This window comes from Pseudomonas sp. R76 (assembly GCF_009834565.1).
Classification (GTDB): Bacteria; Pseudomonadota; Gammaproteobacteria; order Pseudomonadales; family Pseudomonadaceae; genus Aquipseudomonas.
In genome coordinates, this window is sequence record NZ_CP019428.1 from 286,361 (window position 1) to 302,694 (window position 16,334).

Sequence of the window (16,334 nt, forward strand, 5' to 3'; positions counted from 1 at the left end):
TGTATGGCCCTCAGATAAAGAAAAAACCAGCTCACGCATTATCACTAAGCCTACAGAGAAAACCAGCCGCCCTTTCAGATAGAAGTGACTGGATGTTTCTTATTCTATAATCCGCAGCCTTTGTAGGGCGATTTTGTTTTTTTGGTAAGGATTACTGACCATATGCTGTTTTCGTACCGAGGTGCCCTGCGCGTGGGGCTGGTATACCTGCTGGTTTCCATTGTGTGGCTCCAGCTAAGCCACCAGCTATTGATCAACTTTATCGATGACCCGTGGGAGTTGGGGCATTGGCTACAGGCACGCGGCTATGTGTGGGTGGCCCTCAGCGCGCTGGCGATTTACCTCCTATGCGCGCGGTTTGCGCGTACTCACCAGTTGCAGCAACCGCTGAAAGAAAACCGTGAACGCCTGCGCCAGGCGGCCGCCGTGTTCGATTGCACCCGAGAAGGCGTGCTGGTCACTGACGCCCAGGGGCTGATCGTGCACGTCAACCGGGCGTTTATGGAGATCACCGGCTACAGCCGAGAGGACGTGATGGGTGAACGGCCGAGCCTGTTCAAGTCCGGGCGCCATTCGTCGAGTTTCTACCAGCAGGTGTTCCAGACCCTGGAGCGCACGGGCGAGTGGAGCGGCGAAATCTGGAACCGACGCAAAAGCGGTGAAATTTATCCACAGTGGCAAACCATTCGCGTGATCCACGACGACTCAGGCAAGGTCAGCCACTACGTCGCGGTGTTTTCCGACATCAGCGCCATCAAGGATTCCGAACACGAACTGGCCCACCTCGCTCACCACGACCCGCTGACCGACCTGCCCAATCGCCTGCTGTTCACCGACCGTGCCGAGCAGGCACTGGCCTCGGCGCAGGTGCATAAACGTGGCTGTGCCTTGCTGTTGCTGGACCTGGACCACTTCAAGATCATCAATGACAGCCTCGGCCATAACGTCGGCGACCAGTTGCTCAAGGCGGTGGGCGAGCGTCTCAAAGGCCTGTTCGGCCCCGGCGTGACTTTGGCGCGCCTGGGCGGCGACGAGTTCGCGGTGCTGGCCGAAAGTTGTCCACAGGTGGTGCAGGCCGCCGCCTTGGCCCAGCGCATGCTCGACGCGATGAAGCAGCCGTTTATCTTTGACGGCCACCAGCTGTTTATCAGCGCCAGCATCGGCATCAGCCTGTTCCCCAGCGATGCCCTCAGCGCCCAGCAACTGCTGCGCAATGCCGATTCCGCGCTGTTCAAGGCCAAGAGCGCCGGCCGCGAAAGCTACGCCTTGTACACCGAAGAGTTGACCGCCCACGCGCAGAACCGCGTGGAAATCGCCAGCGAGCTGCGCCGTGCCCTCGACCAACAGGAACTGCGCGTCTACTACCAGCCGGTGCATGACCTGCACGGCAGCCGCCTGATCGGCGTCGAAGCGCTGGTGCGCTGGCAGCATCCGGAGCGCGGCCTGGTGCCACCGGGGGATTTTATCCCCATCGCCGAACGCACCGGGCTGATAGCCGATATCGACGCCTGGGTGATGGATCAGGCCTGTCGCCAGATGTGCCAATGGCTGGCGGACGGCGCGCCGCTGAGCTTTATTGCGGTGAATGTCTCCAGCCGTCTGTTCGCCCGGCGCGAGCTGTACGAGCAAGTTGCCCAGGTGCTGCACGCCACCGGTCTCGATCCGGCGTTCCTTGAGTTGGAAGTCACCGAAAGCGCGGTGATGGATGACCCCGAAGTCGCCCTCGAGCAACTGCACCGCCTGCGCGAGCTGGGCTTGCGGCTGGCCATCGATGATTTTGGCACCGGCTATTCGTCGTTGTTGCGCCTCAAGCGCCTGCCGGTGCAGAAACTCAAGATCGACCAGGGCTTTGTCGCCGGGTTGCCGTGGGATGAGGATGATGCGGCGATTGTGCGCGTGGTGATCGCCCTGGCAAAAAGCATGGGCATGCAGGTGCACGCCGAAGGGATCGAGCAAGTGGAACAGGCGCGGTTCCTGTTGGAGCAGGAGTGCGATCTGGGCCAGGGGTATTGGTTTGGGCGGCCGATGCCGGCACAGGAGATTGATTGGCACCGGGCACCTGCTATCCGGACTTGAAATACGATCAAATGTGGGAGCGGGCTTGCTCGCGAAGGCGGAGTGTCAGTCAACACATGTGTGGCTGACCCACCGCATTCGCGAGCAAGCCCGCTCCCACATTTTGATCTCGGCACGGCTTATTTACAGTGTTCACGTCGCAAAAAACCGCGCAACCCCACGTCCTGCCAGAAAATTCTTTCTGGTTATATAAACATTCTTAAATAGTATTTTTAAGAATATCCGCGCTTATCTACTATCGCCCTCACGCCGCAAGCAGTGCCGCCACTGCCAGGCACTATTCATTTCAGGAGCGAGACCATGAGCGCATCTCTACGTAGCGTCGACGGCCAGGACGAAGCAGCCATTTTGCGTGAGATCCAGAGCGCCTTGCGCGACCTGCGGTTTGGCGCGGTGGAAATCACTGTGCACAACGCCCAAGTGGTACAGATCGAACGCAAGGAAAAATTCCGTTTGCAGAACCCGGGCAACAAACCGGCTTAAGCACCACCGGCGATAGACCCGCAACTATAAGAAAAGCCAACACCCAAGAATTTCAGGAGCCTTCTATGTCGTCGATTCGCCGTTACGCCCTGGCCGCACTGGCCAGCGCTGTGTTTGCCGGTTCCGCTGTTGCCAAGGACTACGAGTTGCTTAACGTCTCGTATGACCCGACCCGTGAGCTGTACCAGGACTACAACGCTGAGTTCACCAATTTCTGGAAACAGTCCCACCCCGGCGACAACGTCAAGATCCAGCAATCCCACGGTGGCTCGGGCAAGCAAGGCCGAGCGGTGATCGACGGCCTGCGCGCCGACGTGGTGACCCTGGCCCTGGCCGGTGACATCGACGAAATCGCCAAATTGGGCAAGACCCTGCCGGAGAACTGGCAAACCCGCCTGCCGGACGCCAGCACCCCGTACACCTCGACCATCGTGTTCCTGGTGCGCAAGGGCAACCCTAAAGGCATCAAGGATTGGGGCGACCTGATCAAGAAAGACGTGTCCGTGATCACCCCTAACCCGAAAACCTCCGGCGGGGCCCGCTGGAACTTCCTCGCCGCCTGGGCCTACGGCCTGAAAGCCGGTGGCAGCGAAGCCAAGGCACAGGAATACGTTAAAGAGCTGTTCAAGCACGTGCCGATCCTCGACACCGGTGCTCGGGGTTCGACCATCACCTTCGTCAACAACGGTCAGGGTGACGTGTTGCTGGCCTGGGAAAACGAAGCCTTCCTGGCCCTGAAAGAAGACGGCGGCGCCGACAAGTTCGACATCGTTGTACCTTCGCTGTCGATTCTCGCCGAGCCGCCAGTGGCCGTTGTCGACAAGAACGCCGAGAAAAAGGGCAACACCGAAATCGCTACCGAATACCTCAAGCACCTGTACAGCCCGGCTGGCCAGGAGATTGCGGCGAAGAACTTCTACCGCCCACGCGATGAGAAAGTCGCCGCCAAATACGCGCAGCAGTTCCCGAAACTGGACCTGGTGACTATCGACAAAGACTTCGGCGGCTGGAAAACTGCCCAACCGAAATTCTTCAACGACGGTGGCGTGTTCGACCAGATTTACTCGGCGCAGTAAGCCGAAAAACACACACCCACGACGCCCGCATTCACCTGCGGGTTTTGTGTGTCAGTTCCGCTAACCAAGGACTCTTATGTCGCGTCGTATTTCCCCCGTCATACCCGGCTTCGGGCTGACGCTGGGCTACACCGTGGTGTACCTCAGCCTGATCGTACTCATCCCGCTCGCGGCGATGTTCGTACACGCCGCTCAACTCACTTGGGATCAGTTCTGGGCCATTATTTCCGCACCGCGCGTGCTGGCGGCATTGAAACTGAGCTTCAGCACCGCGCTCTACGCAGCGCTGATCAATGGCGTGATCGGAACGCTGCTGGCCTGGGTGCTGGTGCGCTACACCTTCCCCGGTCGCAAGATCATCGATGCGATGATCGACCTGCCATTCGCCCTGCCCACCGCCGTCGCCGGTATCGCGCTGACCGCGCTGTACACGCCCACCGGGCTGGTCGGCCAGTTCGCCGCCGACCTGGGCTTCAAGATCGCCTACACCCCGCTGGGCATTACCTTGGCGCTGACCTTCGTCACGCTGCCGTTCGTGGTGCGCACGGTGCAGCCGGTACTCGCCGACATCCCGCGGGAAATCGAAGAAGCCGCCGCCTGCCTGGGCGCCAAGCCCTTGCAGGTGTTTCGCTACATCCTCGTGCCCGCCTTGCTGCCCGCCTGGTTGACCGGCTTCGCGCTGGCCTTCGCGCGTGGCGTGGGTGAGTACGGTTCGGTGATCTTCATCGCCGGCAACATGCCGATGAAAACCGAGATTCTGCCGTTGCTGATCATGGTCAAACTCGACCAATACGACTACCGCGGCGCCACCTCCATTGGCGTGTTGATGCTGGTGGTTTCCTTTGTCCTGCTGCTGCTGATCAACTTGTTGCAGCGGCGCATCGAACGTCCATAAGGAGGCGCGGAACATGTCCCAATCGTCTATTTCCGCCGCGTCCTCGGCCAACGCTGCCCGCCGTGGCAGCGCGGTGTCGCGACGTATCCTGATCAGCCTGGGCTGGCTGGTGTTCTTCCTGTTTCTGCTGCTGCCGCTGTTTATCGTGGTGTCCCAGGGTTTGAAGAATGGCCTCGGCGCGTTCTTCACCGCCATCCTGGAACCCGACGCGCTGTCGGCGCTGAAACTCACGGTGATCGCCGTGGTGATTTCGGTGCCGCTCAACCTGGTGTTCGGCGTCAGCGCCGCCTGGTGCGTGAGCAAGTACTCGTTCCGTGGCAAGAGCATCCTGGTCACGCTGATCGACCTGCCGTTCTCGGTGTCGCCGGTGATCGCCGGTCTGGTCTACGTGTTGATGTTCGGCGCCCAGGGTTTCTTCGGCCCGTGGCTGCAAGACCACGACATCCAGATCGTATTCGCGTTGCCCGGCATCGTGCTGGCGACCATCTTCGTGACGGTGCCGTTTGTGGCGCGTGAACTGATCCCGCTGATGCAGGAGCAGGGCACGCAGGAAGAAGAGGCCGCGCGCCTGCTCGGCGCCAATGGCTGGCAGATGTTCTGGCACGTGACTGTGCCGAACATCAAATGGGGCCTGATCTACGGCGTGGTGCTGTGTACGGCACGGGCGATGGGCGAGTTCGGCGCGGTGTCGGTGGTGTCCGGCCACATTCGCGGCGTGACCAACACCCTGCCGCTGCATGTCGAGATTCTCTACAACGAATACAACCACGTTGCCGCGTTTGCCGTCGCGAGCCTGTTGCTGATCCTGGCGCTCTTCATCCTGCTGCTCAAGCAGTGGAGCGAGAACCGTATCAACCGCCTGCGCAAAAGCGCCGGTGAGGAATAAGTCATGTCGATCGAAGTCCGTAATGTCAGCAAGAATTTCAACGCCTTCAAGGCCCTGAACAGCATCAATCTGGACATCCAGAGTGGCGAGCTGGTGGCGTTGCTGGGCCCGTCCGGCTGCGGCAAGACCACCTTGCTGCGCATCATTGCCGGCCTGGAAACCCCGGATGATGGCAGCATCGTGTTCCACGGTGAAGACGTGTCCGGCCACGATGTGCGTGATCGCAACGTCGGTTTTGTGTTCCAGCACTACGCGCTGTTCCGCCACATGACCGTGTTCGACAACGTCGCCTTCGGCCTGCGCATGAAGCCGAAAAACCAGCGACCGAATGAAAGCCAGATCGCGGTAAAAGTCCACGAACTGCTGAACATGGTGCAGCTCGATTGGCTGTCGGACCGCTACCCGGAACAGCTCTCCGGCGGCCAGCGCCAGCGTATCGCCCTGGCCCGCGCCCTGGCGGTAGAACCCAAAGTGCTGCTGCTGGACGAACCCTTCGGCGCCCTCGACGCCAAGGTGCGTAAAGAACTGCGCCGCTGGCTGGCGCGCCTGCACGAAGACATCAACCTGACCTCGGTGTTCGTGACCCACGACCAGGAAGAGGCCATGGAAGTCGCCGACCGCATTGTGGTGATGAACAAGGGCGTGATCGAGCAGATCGGCTCACCGGGCGACGTCTACGAAAACCCGGCCAGCGACTTTGTCTATCACTTCCTGGGTGATTCCAACCGCCTGCATTTGGGCGAGGACCAGCACGTGCTGTTCCGCCCGCACGAAGTGTCGCTGTCGCGGCATGAGCTGGAAGATCACCATGCGGCTGAAGTACGTGATATTCGGCCGCTCGGTGCAACGACACGGGTGACCTTGAAGGTCGAAGGCCAAAGTGAACTGATCGAGGCTGAAGTGGTGAAAGACCACGACAGCCTGACTGGCCTGGCCCGTGGCGAGACCTTGTTCTTCAAACCCAAGGTCTGGCAAAAAGCCTGATCCTCAGATCGTTCCCACGCTCTGCGTGGGAACGCCGCTTGTGACGCTCTGCGTCACGCTTTGGGACGCGGAGCGTCCTGGGCTGCATTCCCACGCAGAGCGTGGGAACGATCATCACGGCGCGCAACTGGCCCCGAGCGCTGCTCGATCTGGCTTTTCAGACCACCCCGCAACCCCACCAGAAACGCCAACTCCGCCACCACAAACAACGGCCCCACGATCAGCCCCGACACGTCGTCCACAAACGCCGGCTTCCTGCCTTCGTAATAGTGGCCGACAAACTGAATCACCCAGCCCACCACAAACATCCCGATCCCGCTGCTCAGCCACACCGCTGTGCTCTGCGCGGCCAACACATGCCCGGCCCACACCGACAAGCCCATCAACAGCGTCATCAGCACGCCCAGCGCCCATTCCAGGCGCAGGTAAAACCATGCCGAAAACAGCGCGAGCAGCACCGCTGGCGATATCCACAGGCTGCCGATTGCCCATTCGGGGCGTGACAGCAGCACCGCCACGGCGACGACAATCAGCGGGATGCCGATAAAGTGGCTGGCGATATTGCGCGGGTCGCGGTGGTAGGCGGCGTATTGACTGAGATGGTCGACGAGGCTTTTCATTGTTGTTCCTCCTGTAGGATGTTTGATCATGCCCTGTCGGCCTGCCACTGACTGTCAGTTGGGCGACAATCTTCGGAGTGCTCATGGACACACAGAAATGGCACGCGCAGCTGGCCGCCGGTCAGTGGTTCAGCCACTTGCCTGCTGCTTTTCAGCATAGCCTGCTGGCCCACGCCCGGCCGCGCCAGCTGGCGGCGGGGCAGTATCTGTTCAAGCGCGGCGACCCGCCGTGTGGCCTGTATGCCGTACTCGACGGCACCTTGCGCATCAGCGCGGTGAACGAGCACGGCAAGGAAGCGCTGTTGAGCCTGGTGGAGCTGCCGTACTGGTTTGGCGAAATCTGCCTGTTCGACGGCCTGCCGCGCACCCACGACGCCTGCGCCGTCGGGCCGTGCACGCTGTTGCAGGTGCCGCAGCACGCGCTGCTGAAAGTCCTCGACGAGTCGCCCCGGTACTGGCGCGACCTGGCGCTGCTGATGAGCCAGAAACTGCGCCTGAGCTTTATCAATATCGAACAGTTGAGCCTGATGCCGGCTTCGGTTCGCCTGGCCCATCGTTTGTTGATGATTGTGGAAGGTTATGGCGATACCGAGCGCTCAAAAAGTGTTCTGCAACTGCCCCAGGAAGACCTGGCGGCGATGTTGAGCCTGTCACGCCAAACCACCAACGCGTTGCTCAAGGACTTGCAGGCCCAAGGCATCGTGCGCCTGGGCTATGGCGAGATCGAAATCCTTGATGCGCCGCGACTGCGTGAGGCGGCGCACACCTGAGGGTGTTAGCCTGCAAGCCTGATCAATCGAGGTGCGTTATGCGTGTGCTGTTAGTGGAACATGAAGCCGAAGAGGCGCGGCGGATGGCCCAGGGCTTGAACGAGGCCGGTTACAGCGTCGAAGTCGCGGCCAATGGCATGGCGGCGTTGCGCCTGGTTGAGAGCACTGAATACGAACTGGTGATCCTGGATGTGATGCTGCCGGGCTTGAATGCCTGGAAGTTGCAGCAGGCGATTCGGCTCAAGGGTGAGACGCCGATGTTGTTCCTGACCACGCCGGGCGGGATTGAAGATCGGTTGCGGGGATTGGAATTGCATGAGGATGATTATTTGCTCAAGCCGTTTGATGCCAAGGCACTGGTGGCGCGGGTAAGGAAATTATTGCGCCGGGATCGTGGGCGCTGACTGATCCCGTTTATGGGTTGCCGGGGCTATCGCCATCGCAGGCAAGCCAGCTCCCACAGGTTGATGTGTAAACACCGTCAAATGTGGGAGCCGGGCTTGCCCGCGATGAGGCCCTCAAACTCACCCCACATCTACCTACCGCAACCCATCCCGAAACTGCCCCGGCGTCAGCCCCGTCCAGCGCTTGAACGCCCGGCTAAAACTGCTGGTATCGGCAAACCCGAGCAAATGGCTGATCTCAGCCAATGAGCACTGCGGGTCGCGCAGGTGCAGCAGTGCCAGGTTCTCCCGGCACTCATTGAGCAGCGCATCAAACCGGCAGCCTTCATCCGCCAAATGCCGCTGCAAGCTGCGCAAACTCAAGTGCAGCGCCTGGGCAACCCGCTCGGCGCTGGGCTCACCTTCGGGCAACTGCGCCTCGATAACCGCGCGCACCTTGCGCTCCCAGGTCAGCGGTTGCAGCTGAGCGAGGGTGCGTTTGAGCACGGTTTCATTGTGTTCGGCCAACTCGGGGTTGGCGTCGTCCAAGTGGCTGTCGAAATCCCGCGCGGCAAACTCCAGGCGGTCTTCCTCGGCGCCAAAAAACACCGGCGCGCGAAATACCGTGTGCCAGGGCTTGGGATCAGCCGGTTCCGGCCGCCGCAGGTACACCGCCAGCGGCGCGTATTCACGGCCCAGACGATTACGGCAGGTGCGCACATAGATCGCCGCAAACGCATCAATCGCTTCCAGCGCCGGCGCCGGGCTGCCGGGCGGTTGCAGCAGACGAAAGCGATAGCGTTCGCCCTCTCGGCTAAGCTCCAGTGTCAGGGCATCGCTGACCACTTGGTGGTAACGCACGATCCGTTCGAACACCTCACGCAGACTGCCGCTGGCCACCAGCGCATACCCCAGCGCATGAAAGGTGGTGGGGCTGACAAACCGCGACACCCGCAGGCCAATGGCCGGGTCGCCGCTGGCCTCCACTGCCAGCGCCCACAAGCGTGTGGTGGCCGACAACGGGTAGCGCGCATTCGGGTCGTCCATCTGCTGCGGGTCAAGCCCGGCCTGGGCGCACAGTGCGGCGCTGTCGAGGTTCAGGGCATCGAGCTGTTTGCGCAGGGCGCGGGTCCAGCTGGCGAGGGAAGTGGCTTCGGTCATGACGATTGGCGCTTGCGGTCAACAAGTTGGCGTCCGGGGCTAGCGTCCTGCCAGATCGCTTGGGGCAGGATGGACGCATCAGTAAACAAGAGGATGGGAGCATGGACGGTACTTCTGCAAGTCCCCAACAGATGAACGCGCAACAGCGTTCAGCACATATCCGTGAAGTGGTGCTCGCCGAAGGCCTCAGGTTGCGCCAGCAGCACCCCTGGCTGCGGCACCAGGACGCGCTGGGCGCGGGCATTCTGGCGTTTGCCTTGCTCGGCATGCTCGGCTCTGCGGCGCTGTACATGACCGGGCATATGGCCTGGTGGGTGTGCCTGCTGCTCAACGCCTTCTTCGCCTCGCTGACCCATGAGCTGGAACACGACCTGATCCACAGCATGTACTTTCGCAAGCAGCGCGTTGTGCACAACCTGATGATGGGCCTGGTGTGGCTGGCGCGGCCGAGCACCATCAACCCGTGGATACGCCGCCACCTGCACCTCAATCACCACAAGGTGTCAGGCACCGAGACCGACATGGAAGAACGCGCCATCACCAATGGCGAGCCGTGGGGCCTTGCGCGGTTGCTGATGGTGGGTGACAACGTCATGTCGGCCTTTATCCGCATGCTGCGCGCCAAGACCTGGCAGCACAAACTCAAGATTCTCAAGCGCTCCCTGCTGGTTTACGCACCGCTGGCACTACTGCATTGGGGCGCGTGGTATGTCTTCCTCGGCTTCCATGCCGCCAATGGCATTGCCAGCCTGACGGGCACGCCGATCGAGTGGTCAGCCGGCACATTGCAGATGATGCAGGTGATCGACATCGCCGCCGTAGTGATCATCGGCCCGAACGTGTTGCGCACTTTTTGCCTGCACTTTGTCAGCTCCAACATGCACTACTACGGCGATGTGGAGCTGGGCAATGTGATCCAGCAAACCCAAGTGCTCAACCCGTGGTGGATGTGGCCGCTGCAGGCGTTCTGCTTCAACTTCGGCAGCACCCATGGCATCCACCATTTTGTGGTGAAAGAGCCGTTTTACATCCGCCAGATGACGGCCAAGGTGGCGCACAGCGTAATGCGCGAGATGGGCGTACGCTTCAATGATTTCGGCACCTTCGCCCGCGCCAATCGGCTTGAGCGCCAGGCGCAACCGGACGCCGAACTCGCGTTCAGCAAGCAATAAAGGCCAAGGGCAGGTCACGAATCTGTTCGCGCACGGGCGGCTGGTAGTGGCCGTCGCTGATCAGTTCGTGCAGCAGTTCTTCGCGCAGTTGATGGAATTCGAAGCTGCTGCGCTGACGCGGATGGGGCAGGGCGATATCCACGACCTGCTTGATCCGCCCCGGTCGCGGCTCCATCACCACCACGCGGTCGGCGAGGAAAATCGCTTCTTCCACATCGTGGGTCACCAGCACCGTGGTGATTTTGGCACGGGCGCGAATCGCCAGGAGCTCGTCCTGCATCTGCTGGCGAGTCAGCGCATCGAGGGCGCCGAAGGGTTCGTCGAGCAACAGGATGCGCGGGCTTGCCACCAGCCCACGGGCAATCGCTACCCGCTGCGCCATGCCGCCGGAGAGTTGATGAGGGTAGGCGCGGGTGAAGTCAGTGAGGCCCACCAGCTCGATAAAATCGCTGATGCGCCGGTTGCGCTCGGCCTCGCTCAGCGGCTCGTTGACCAGGCCCAGGCCGATGTTTTCCGCCACGGTCAGCCACGGGAACAGGCGGTGTTCCTGGAACACGATGCCGCGCTCGCCACCGATGCCGCTTACCGCTTTGCCGTCGACCTGAATCTCGCCACGAAACTGCGTATCAAGCCCCACCAACAGGCGCAGCAGGGTGGATTTGCCGCAACCACTGGAACCGACAATCGCGACGAATTCGCCCTCGGCAATCTCCAGGTTGAATTCGCGAATAGCCTCTAACTCGAAGCCGTCGACGTCGAAGGTTTTGCCCACATGGTTGAAGCTGACGATAGGTGCGTTCATGCGTGTCTCCAGCGGGTTGCGCGGGTTTCGATGCGTTGGCCGATAAAATTGAGGGTCGCGCCAGTAAGGCCGACCAGCAGCATGCCGCTCATGATCACGTCCATGCGCAATAGCTGTTGGGCGCCGATCATCAGGCTGCCGATACCGCCGTTGGACGGCATGAAATATTCCGCGCCGATGGTGCCGAGCCAGGCGTAGATCAGGCTCAGGCGCAGGCCGGCGAAAATCCCCGCCGCGGCGCCGGGCAAAACCAGGCGGCGCAAGCGTTGCAGCAGGTTCAGGCGCAACACCTGCGCCGCCTCGCGCAGCTGTGGCGAGAGGTTCAAGACGCTGCGTTGGGTGGCGATAAACAGCGGGAAAAACGCCGCCAGGGCGATAAACACCGACTTGGCCAATTCACCCAAACCGAACCACGCCGTGAGCAACGGCACCCAGGCAAAAATCGCGATCTGGCGCAGCGCGGCCAAGGTCGGGCCGAGCAGCCGCTCACTGCGCCGCGACAGGCCCAGCCACAGGCCCATGGCAAAGCCCAGGCCCCCGCCCAGCAGCAAGCCACTCAACGTACGCCCCAGGCTTTTGCCCAAGGCGCCGGACAGGTTGCCATCCAGCACGCCGGCGCCAGTGGTTTGCAGCACCGCCCACGGGCTGACCAGAATGTTCGGGTCGACCCAGCCACGTTGCGTCGCCACTTGCCACAGCGCCAGCAACAGCAGCGGTAACAGCCACGGTTGCAGGCGTTGCCAGCCTTCATAGCGTGGCCCGCGACGAATCTGCGCGGTGGCTGGGTGCGGCCAGTGCACCCACTGGCGGTCCAGCCAACCGATGCCGCGGTCCATCACCACGCCCAGCACGCCAATAACCACAATGCACACAAAGACGATATCGAGCATGAACAGCTGGCGCGCCCAGACCATCAGGTAGCCGATGCCTTCGCTGGAGGCCAGCAACTCAACGGCCAACAGCGACGTCCACCCAGCCGCCAGGGCCAGGCGTACGCCGGCCATGAACGCCGGCAGCGCGGCGGGCAGGATCAGGCGGCGGATCAACAGATGAGTCGGCAGGCGCAGCACACGCGCCGCTTCACGCAAATTGGGCTGGGCGTCGCGCACGCCGACCAAGGTATGCAGGGTGACGGGCACCACGATGGCCTTCACCAGTACCACCAGTTTCAGGGTTTCGCCGATGCCGAAAAACACCATGAACAGCGGGATCCAGGCCAGGGTCGGCACTTGCGACAGCGCGCTGAAGGTTGGAAAAATCAGGCGCTCGGCGCGGGCGCTGAACCCCAGCAGCGCACCCAATAGGGCGCCTGCGCCGACACCCGCCAGCAGCCCCCAGAACAGGCGCTGCAAGCTGATCGCCAAATGGCTCCACAGCTCGCCGCCGGCCAGTTCCACGGCGCTGCTCCACACCAGCGACGGCGGCGGCAGAATCTGTTCACTCATCCAATGATTACGGCTGGCCAGCCACCAGAGTGCGAACAGCCCCAGTGGCAGCAACCACGGCAATAAACGTTCGCTCAGCCTCGGCCAGCGCGGTGCGGCGCTATTGCCGGGGGCCGCGAGAGGTAGGCTCAAAAGTGGAATTCGGGCCATGGAGGACCTCCGTTGTCGCCGAGGGCGTTATGTGATTTCGATCTTACAAAAACGCAATCAAGATGATTGTGGGATAAGAAAAATCATTTAAAGCCTCTGCCCGGCACGCATCCAATGCATTCGAAGAATATTTTCGATGCTGTTTATGCATAACCCTCTGGAGCCTGCGTTTAAACTCGCATAGTCCTAAAAGCTATTAAATTGTGAATTTATAGTATTTAAAGTTTTGACCGGCCTGTGCCTACTTTCTGCTCCCCAGGCGACCGTCGCCCACCAGGAGCTGCGCTTATGAAACTGCCCTTCAAACGTCTGATCAGCCTGTTCGCGGGCACCGCCTTGGCCGGGCTGGTGCACGCGGCCGACCTCAGGGAAATCCGCATCGCCGTGCCCGACCTCAGTGCGGGCAGCCAGCACAGCGGCGGCGGGGTGACCGACGTGCTGCAAAGCCAGCAGATCTTCGAAAAAGCCTTCGCCGACCAGGGCATCAAGATCCAATGGAATTACTTCAAGGGCGCCGGCCCGGTGATCAATGAGGCCTTCGCCAACGGCCAGGTAGACCTGGCTTACCTCGGCGACCTGGCCGCGATCATCGGTCGTTCCAATGGGCTCGACACCCGCCTGCTCAGCGCCTCGGCACGCGGTGTGAAGCACTACCTCGGCGTGGTGCCGGGCTCCGGCATCAAGACCTTGCAAGACCTCAAGGGCAAGCGCGTCGCGGTGTTCCGTGGCACGGCCAGCCAGTTGTCGTTCGACAGCGCGCTGGCCAGCCAGGGCTTGAGTGAAAAAGACCTGAAAGTCATCAACCTGGACTTCAGCGCCGCCATTGCCGCCCTGGCCGCCAAACAGATTGACGCCACCTGGGGCGGTTCAGGCCTCACAGGGCTGCAAGCCAAGGGCCTGGCCGAGATACCGCTGACTACCAAGGACATCGGTGGCGCCGGCAGCGTGCAGGCAGTACTGGTGGGCAGCGCCAAGTTTGTCGACGAAAACCCGCAGGTCGTGGCCAAGTTGCTCAAGGCCCAACAGCAAGCCGTGCAATGGCTGACTGATGACAGCAACAAGCAGGCCTACATTGACTTGGTGTCGACGCGGGCCAGTTACCCGCCGGTGATCCTGGCCAATGATTTGAAAGACCAGAAACTCAGCGAGATTTTCCCGTCGACCCTGGACCCGGCGTTCCTCGGCAAATTGCAGGACGCGGTGGATCTGGCGTCCAAGGAGCGGCTGATCCGCAAGTCGTTTCAGGTGAGTGATTGGGTGGCGCCGAACCTGGCGGCGGCGGGGCTTTGAGTTTCCAGGTGACTGGGTGATCGCCATCGCAGGCAAGCCCGCTCCCACAGTTTGAATGTGTTCACAGTCCAACTGTGGGAGCGGGCTTGCCCGCGATGAGGCCGGTCAAACCGCCACACTCACCTCCTGCCTGTCCACCTCCACCAACGTCTCAATCATCGCCTTCGCCGCCGGTGACAACCGCGACCCGGTGCGGCTGACAATCCCGCACCGCGCGCTCATGGTCTCCAGGTTCTGCGGCAGGTTGCGCCAGTGCAGCAGCACCAGCGTGCCTTGGGCGATGTCTTCGGCAAAGGCTTCCTCGGTGCCCACGCCGATGGCGTTGGACTGCAGCACAATCTTGACCAATGCCGGGAAGTGTTCGGTCTGGATGCTCGGCGAAAAGTCCATGCGCCCACTCAGGTTCGCCAGCAGTTTGCGAATGCCTTGCGAGATCAGCGGCGAGGCCAGCGGGTAGTCGAACATGTCGTTGGTCGACAAGCTGTCCTTGGCCAGCAGCGGGTGCCCCGGCCGGCAGAAAAACACCCCGCGCTTGGGCGTCAGCGCACGCGTCTGGAAGTTCGGGTCGGCTTCGAATTGGCGGATGTCGGCGATAAAGAATTCGATCTCTTCACGGCTCAGGGCGCGGCTGAGTTTTTCCCAGTTATCCACCTGGAAACTGGTGCGGATTTTCGGGTGGGCGCTGATAAAGCGCGCCACTGCATCCGGCACCAATTTGACCGCCGGCGCCGGTCCGGTGCCAAAGCGCAGGTCGCCAGCGTCGAGCTTGGTCATGCGCGTGACTTCACTGCTCAGCAAGGCGGCGCCGTGCACCAGGCTCAACGCGTGTTGCAGCACCACCTGGCCTTCCGGCGTGGGGCGCAAATCCTTGTTGCCACGGTCGACCAGCACGCAGCCGAACTCTTGCTCCAGCCCCTGGATGCTGCGGCTGAACGCCGGTTGGGTGATGCCCATGGCGTCCGCTGCGCGCACGAAACTGCGGTGTTCGTTGAGGGCGATGAAGTAGCGCAGTTGGCGAAGATCCATATGCTTTCCCGGCATTTGAAAAATAGGTCGAAGGCATTTGCGACCCGGGGAGCTGAGGTTTTAAATGCAAGCTCTTATTCCGTCAACGAAGCATTCATTCATTTGCTAGACCTAAATTGCATATGAATAGAGCGTTGCTGGAAAGCATCCAACCATCAGCAGGCACATGAGGGGCATCACCATGAGCAACGCCGCATTAGCCGTTCAACCCGTCGCCCAGGCACTCGACATCCACCCGGTCGCTGGCCGCATTGGCGCCGAGATCCGTGGCATCAAACTGTCCGGTGACCTGGATATCGCCACCGTCGAGGCCATCCAGCAGGCGCTGGTGCAGTACAAAGTGATCTTCTTCCGCGAGCAAACCCACCTCGATGACCAGAGCCAGGAAGCCTTTGCGCACCTGCTGGGCGAGCCGATTGCCCACCCGACCGTGCCGGTGCGTGACGGCACGCGGTTCCTGCTGGAGCTGGACGGCACGCGCGGCCAGCGCGCCAATTCCTGGCACACCGATGTGACCTTCGTCGACGCCTACCCGAAAGCCTCGATCCTGCGGTCGGTGCTGGCGCCCAAGTCCGGTGGCGATACGGTGTGGGCCAACACCGCCAGCGCCTACAACGACCTCAGCGTCGAGTTGCGCGCACTTGCCGACCACCTGTGGGCAGTGCACAGCAACGAATACGACTACGCCGGGCGCAAGCCGGACGTGTCGGCTGAAAAGCTTGAAGAATACCGTAAGATTTTCACCTCCACGGTGTACGAAACCGAACACCCGGTGGTGCGTGTGCACCCGGTCAGCGGCGAGAAAACCTTGCTGCTCGGGCACTTCGTCAAGCGCCTGAAGGGCTACTCCCAGGCGGACTCGACGCAACTGTTCAACCTGCTGCAAAGCCACGTCACCCGCCTGGAAAACACCGTGCGCTGGCGCTGGAACACCGGCGACGTGGCGATCTGGGACAACCGCGCCACCCAGCATTACGCGGTGGACGACTACGGCACCCAGGAACGCATCGTGCGCCGGGTGACGCTCAAGGGTGATGTGCCGGTGAGTGTGCAAGGGCAGCGGAGCCAGACCACAAAGGGGCTCTAGGCTAAGTTGGAAGATCAAAATGTGGGAG

The 16,334-nt window shown here is 61.5% G+C and carries 16 protein-coding genes; 11 read left to right on the forward strand and 5 right to left on the reverse strand.

Annotated features, from left to right (window positions below; genetic code table 11):
- The first annotated feature begins 162 nt into the window (after positions 1-162).
- The 6 genes from dibA to PspR76_RS01250 all read left to right on the forward strand — a co-directional run bounded on the left by dibA (position 163) and on the right by PspR76_RS01250 (position 6,400).
- Positions 163-2,076 carry a phosphodiesterase DibA gene (dibA, locus tag PspR76_RS01225; RefSeq protein WP_159953613.1) on the forward strand — a complete coding sequence of 638 codons (1,914 nt, stop codon included), beginning with the start codon at positions 163-165 and terminating at the stop codon, positions 2,074-2,076.
- A 300-nt stretch (positions 2,077-2,376) separates the two neighbouring features.
- Entirely contained in the window at positions 2,377-2,559 is a 183-nt protein-coding gene (oscA, locus tag PspR76_RS01230; protein WP_010565387.1) for a sulfur starvation response protein OscA, read from the forward strand.
- A 65-nt stretch (positions 2,560-2,624) separates the two neighbouring features.
- Entirely contained in the window at positions 2,625-3,635 is a 1,011-nt protein-coding gene (locus PspR76_RS01235; RefSeq protein ID WP_159953614.1) for a sulfate ABC transporter substrate-binding protein, read from the forward strand.
- A 76-nt stretch (positions 3,636-3,711) separates the two neighbouring features.
- A complete protein-coding gene (cysT, locus tag PspR76_RS01240) occupies positions 3,712-4,530 on the forward strand; it encodes a sulfate ABC transporter permease subunit CysT (protein WP_159953615.1) in 819 nt (272 codons plus the stop codon).
- Between the two features lie 13 nt (positions 4,531-4,543).
- Complete coding sequence (gene cysW, locus PspR76_RS01245) at positions 4,544-5,416, forward strand: sulfate ABC transporter permease subunit CysW (protein WP_159953616.1); 873 nt, start codon at positions 4,544-4,546, stop codon at positions 5,414-5,416.
- A 3-nt stretch (positions 5,417-5,419) separates the two neighbouring features.
- On the forward strand, positions 5,420-6,400 hold the full coding sequence (locus PspR76_RS01250) for a sulfate/molybdate ABC transporter ATP-binding protein (protein WP_046034569.1): 981 nt from the start codon (positions 5,420-5,422) through the stop codon (positions 6,398-6,400).
- A gap of 53 nt (positions 6,401-6,453) precedes the next feature.
- On the opposite strand, the gene PspR76_RS01255 is transcribed toward PspR76_RS01250, so the two are convergent.
- The gene (locus tag PspR76_RS01255; RefSeq protein ID WP_159953617.1) at positions 6,454-7,020 is read right to left on the reverse strand and encodes an Mpo1 family 2-hydroxy fatty acid dioxygenase; all 567 of its coding nucleotides are present in this window, start codon (positions 7,018-7,020) and stop codon (positions 6,454-6,456) included.
- Between the two features lie 83 nt (positions 7,021-7,103).
- On the opposite strand from PspR76_RS01255, the gene PspR76_RS01260 reads away from it, so the two are divergent.
- The gene (locus tag PspR76_RS01260; RefSeq protein ID WP_159953618.1) at positions 7,104-7,790 is read left to right on the forward strand and encodes a Crp/Fnr family transcriptional regulator; all 687 of its coding nucleotides are present in this window, start codon (positions 7,104-7,106) and stop codon (positions 7,788-7,790) included.
- Between the two features lie 38 nt (positions 7,791-7,828).
- On the forward strand, positions 7,829-8,194 hold the full coding sequence (locus PspR76_RS01265; protein ID WP_159953619.1) for a response regulator: 366 nt from the start codon (positions 7,829-7,831) through the stop codon (positions 8,192-8,194).
- Positions 8,195-8,329: 135 nt separating this feature from the next.
- On the opposite strand, the gene PspR76_RS01270 is transcribed toward PspR76_RS01265, so the two are convergent.
- Positions 8,330-9,334: an AraC family transcriptional regulator gene (locus tag PspR76_RS01270; RefSeq protein WP_159953620.1), complete on the reverse strand. Its 1,005-nt coding sequence runs from the start codon at positions 9,332-9,334 to the stop codon at positions 8,330-8,332.
- 101 nt (positions 9,335-9,435) lie between these two features.
- On the opposite strand from PspR76_RS01270, the gene PspR76_RS01275 reads away from it, so the two are divergent.
- Positions 9,436-10,506 carry a fatty acid desaturase gene (locus PspR76_RS01275; protein WP_159953621.1) on the forward strand — a complete coding sequence of 357 codons (1,071 nt, stop codon included), beginning with the start codon at positions 9,436-9,438 and terminating at the stop codon, positions 10,504-10,506.
- Here the strand turns inward: PspR76_RS01275 and PspR76_RS01280 are convergent.
- Entirely contained in the window at positions 10,493-11,308 is an 816-nt protein-coding gene (locus tag PspR76_RS01280; RefSeq protein WP_159953622.1) for an ABC transporter ATP-binding protein, read from the reverse strand. The two genes, PspR76_RS01275 and PspR76_RS01280, sit on opposite strands and share 14 nt — an antisense overlap.
- Positions 11,305-12,903: an ABC transporter permease gene (locus PspR76_RS01285; RefSeq protein ID WP_159953623.1), complete on the reverse strand. Its 1,599-nt coding sequence runs from the start codon at positions 12,901-12,903 to the stop codon at positions 11,305-11,307. Before PspR76_RS01285 ends, PspR76_RS01280 begins: the two co-directional genes overlap by 4 nt.
- Positions 12,904-13,191: 288 nt before the next feature.
- Between PspR76_RS01285 and PspR76_RS01290 the strand changes: the two genes are divergently transcribed.
- Complete coding sequence (locus PspR76_RS01290; protein ID WP_159953624.1) at positions 13,192-14,193, forward strand: ABC transporter substrate-binding protein; 1,002 nt, start codon at positions 13,192-13,194, stop codon at positions 14,191-14,193.
- 105 nt (positions 14,194-14,298) lie between these two features.
- On the opposite strand, the gene PspR76_RS01295 is transcribed toward PspR76_RS01290, so the two are convergent.
- Positions 14,299-15,219 (reverse strand): LysR family transcriptional regulator, encoded by a 921-nt coding sequence (locus PspR76_RS01295; RefSeq protein WP_159953625.1) that lies wholly within the window; start codon positions 15,217-15,219, stop codon positions 14,299-14,301.
- Between the two features lie 181 nt (positions 15,220-15,400).
- On the opposite strand from PspR76_RS01295, the gene PspR76_RS01300 reads away from it, so the two are divergent.
- Positions 15,401-16,306, forward strand: coding sequence for a TauD/TfdA dioxygenase family protein (locus PspR76_RS01300; RefSeq protein ID WP_159953626.1), 906 nt, complete (start codon positions 15,401-15,403; stop codon positions 16,304-16,306).
- Positions 16,307-16,334: the final 28 nt, after the last annotated feature.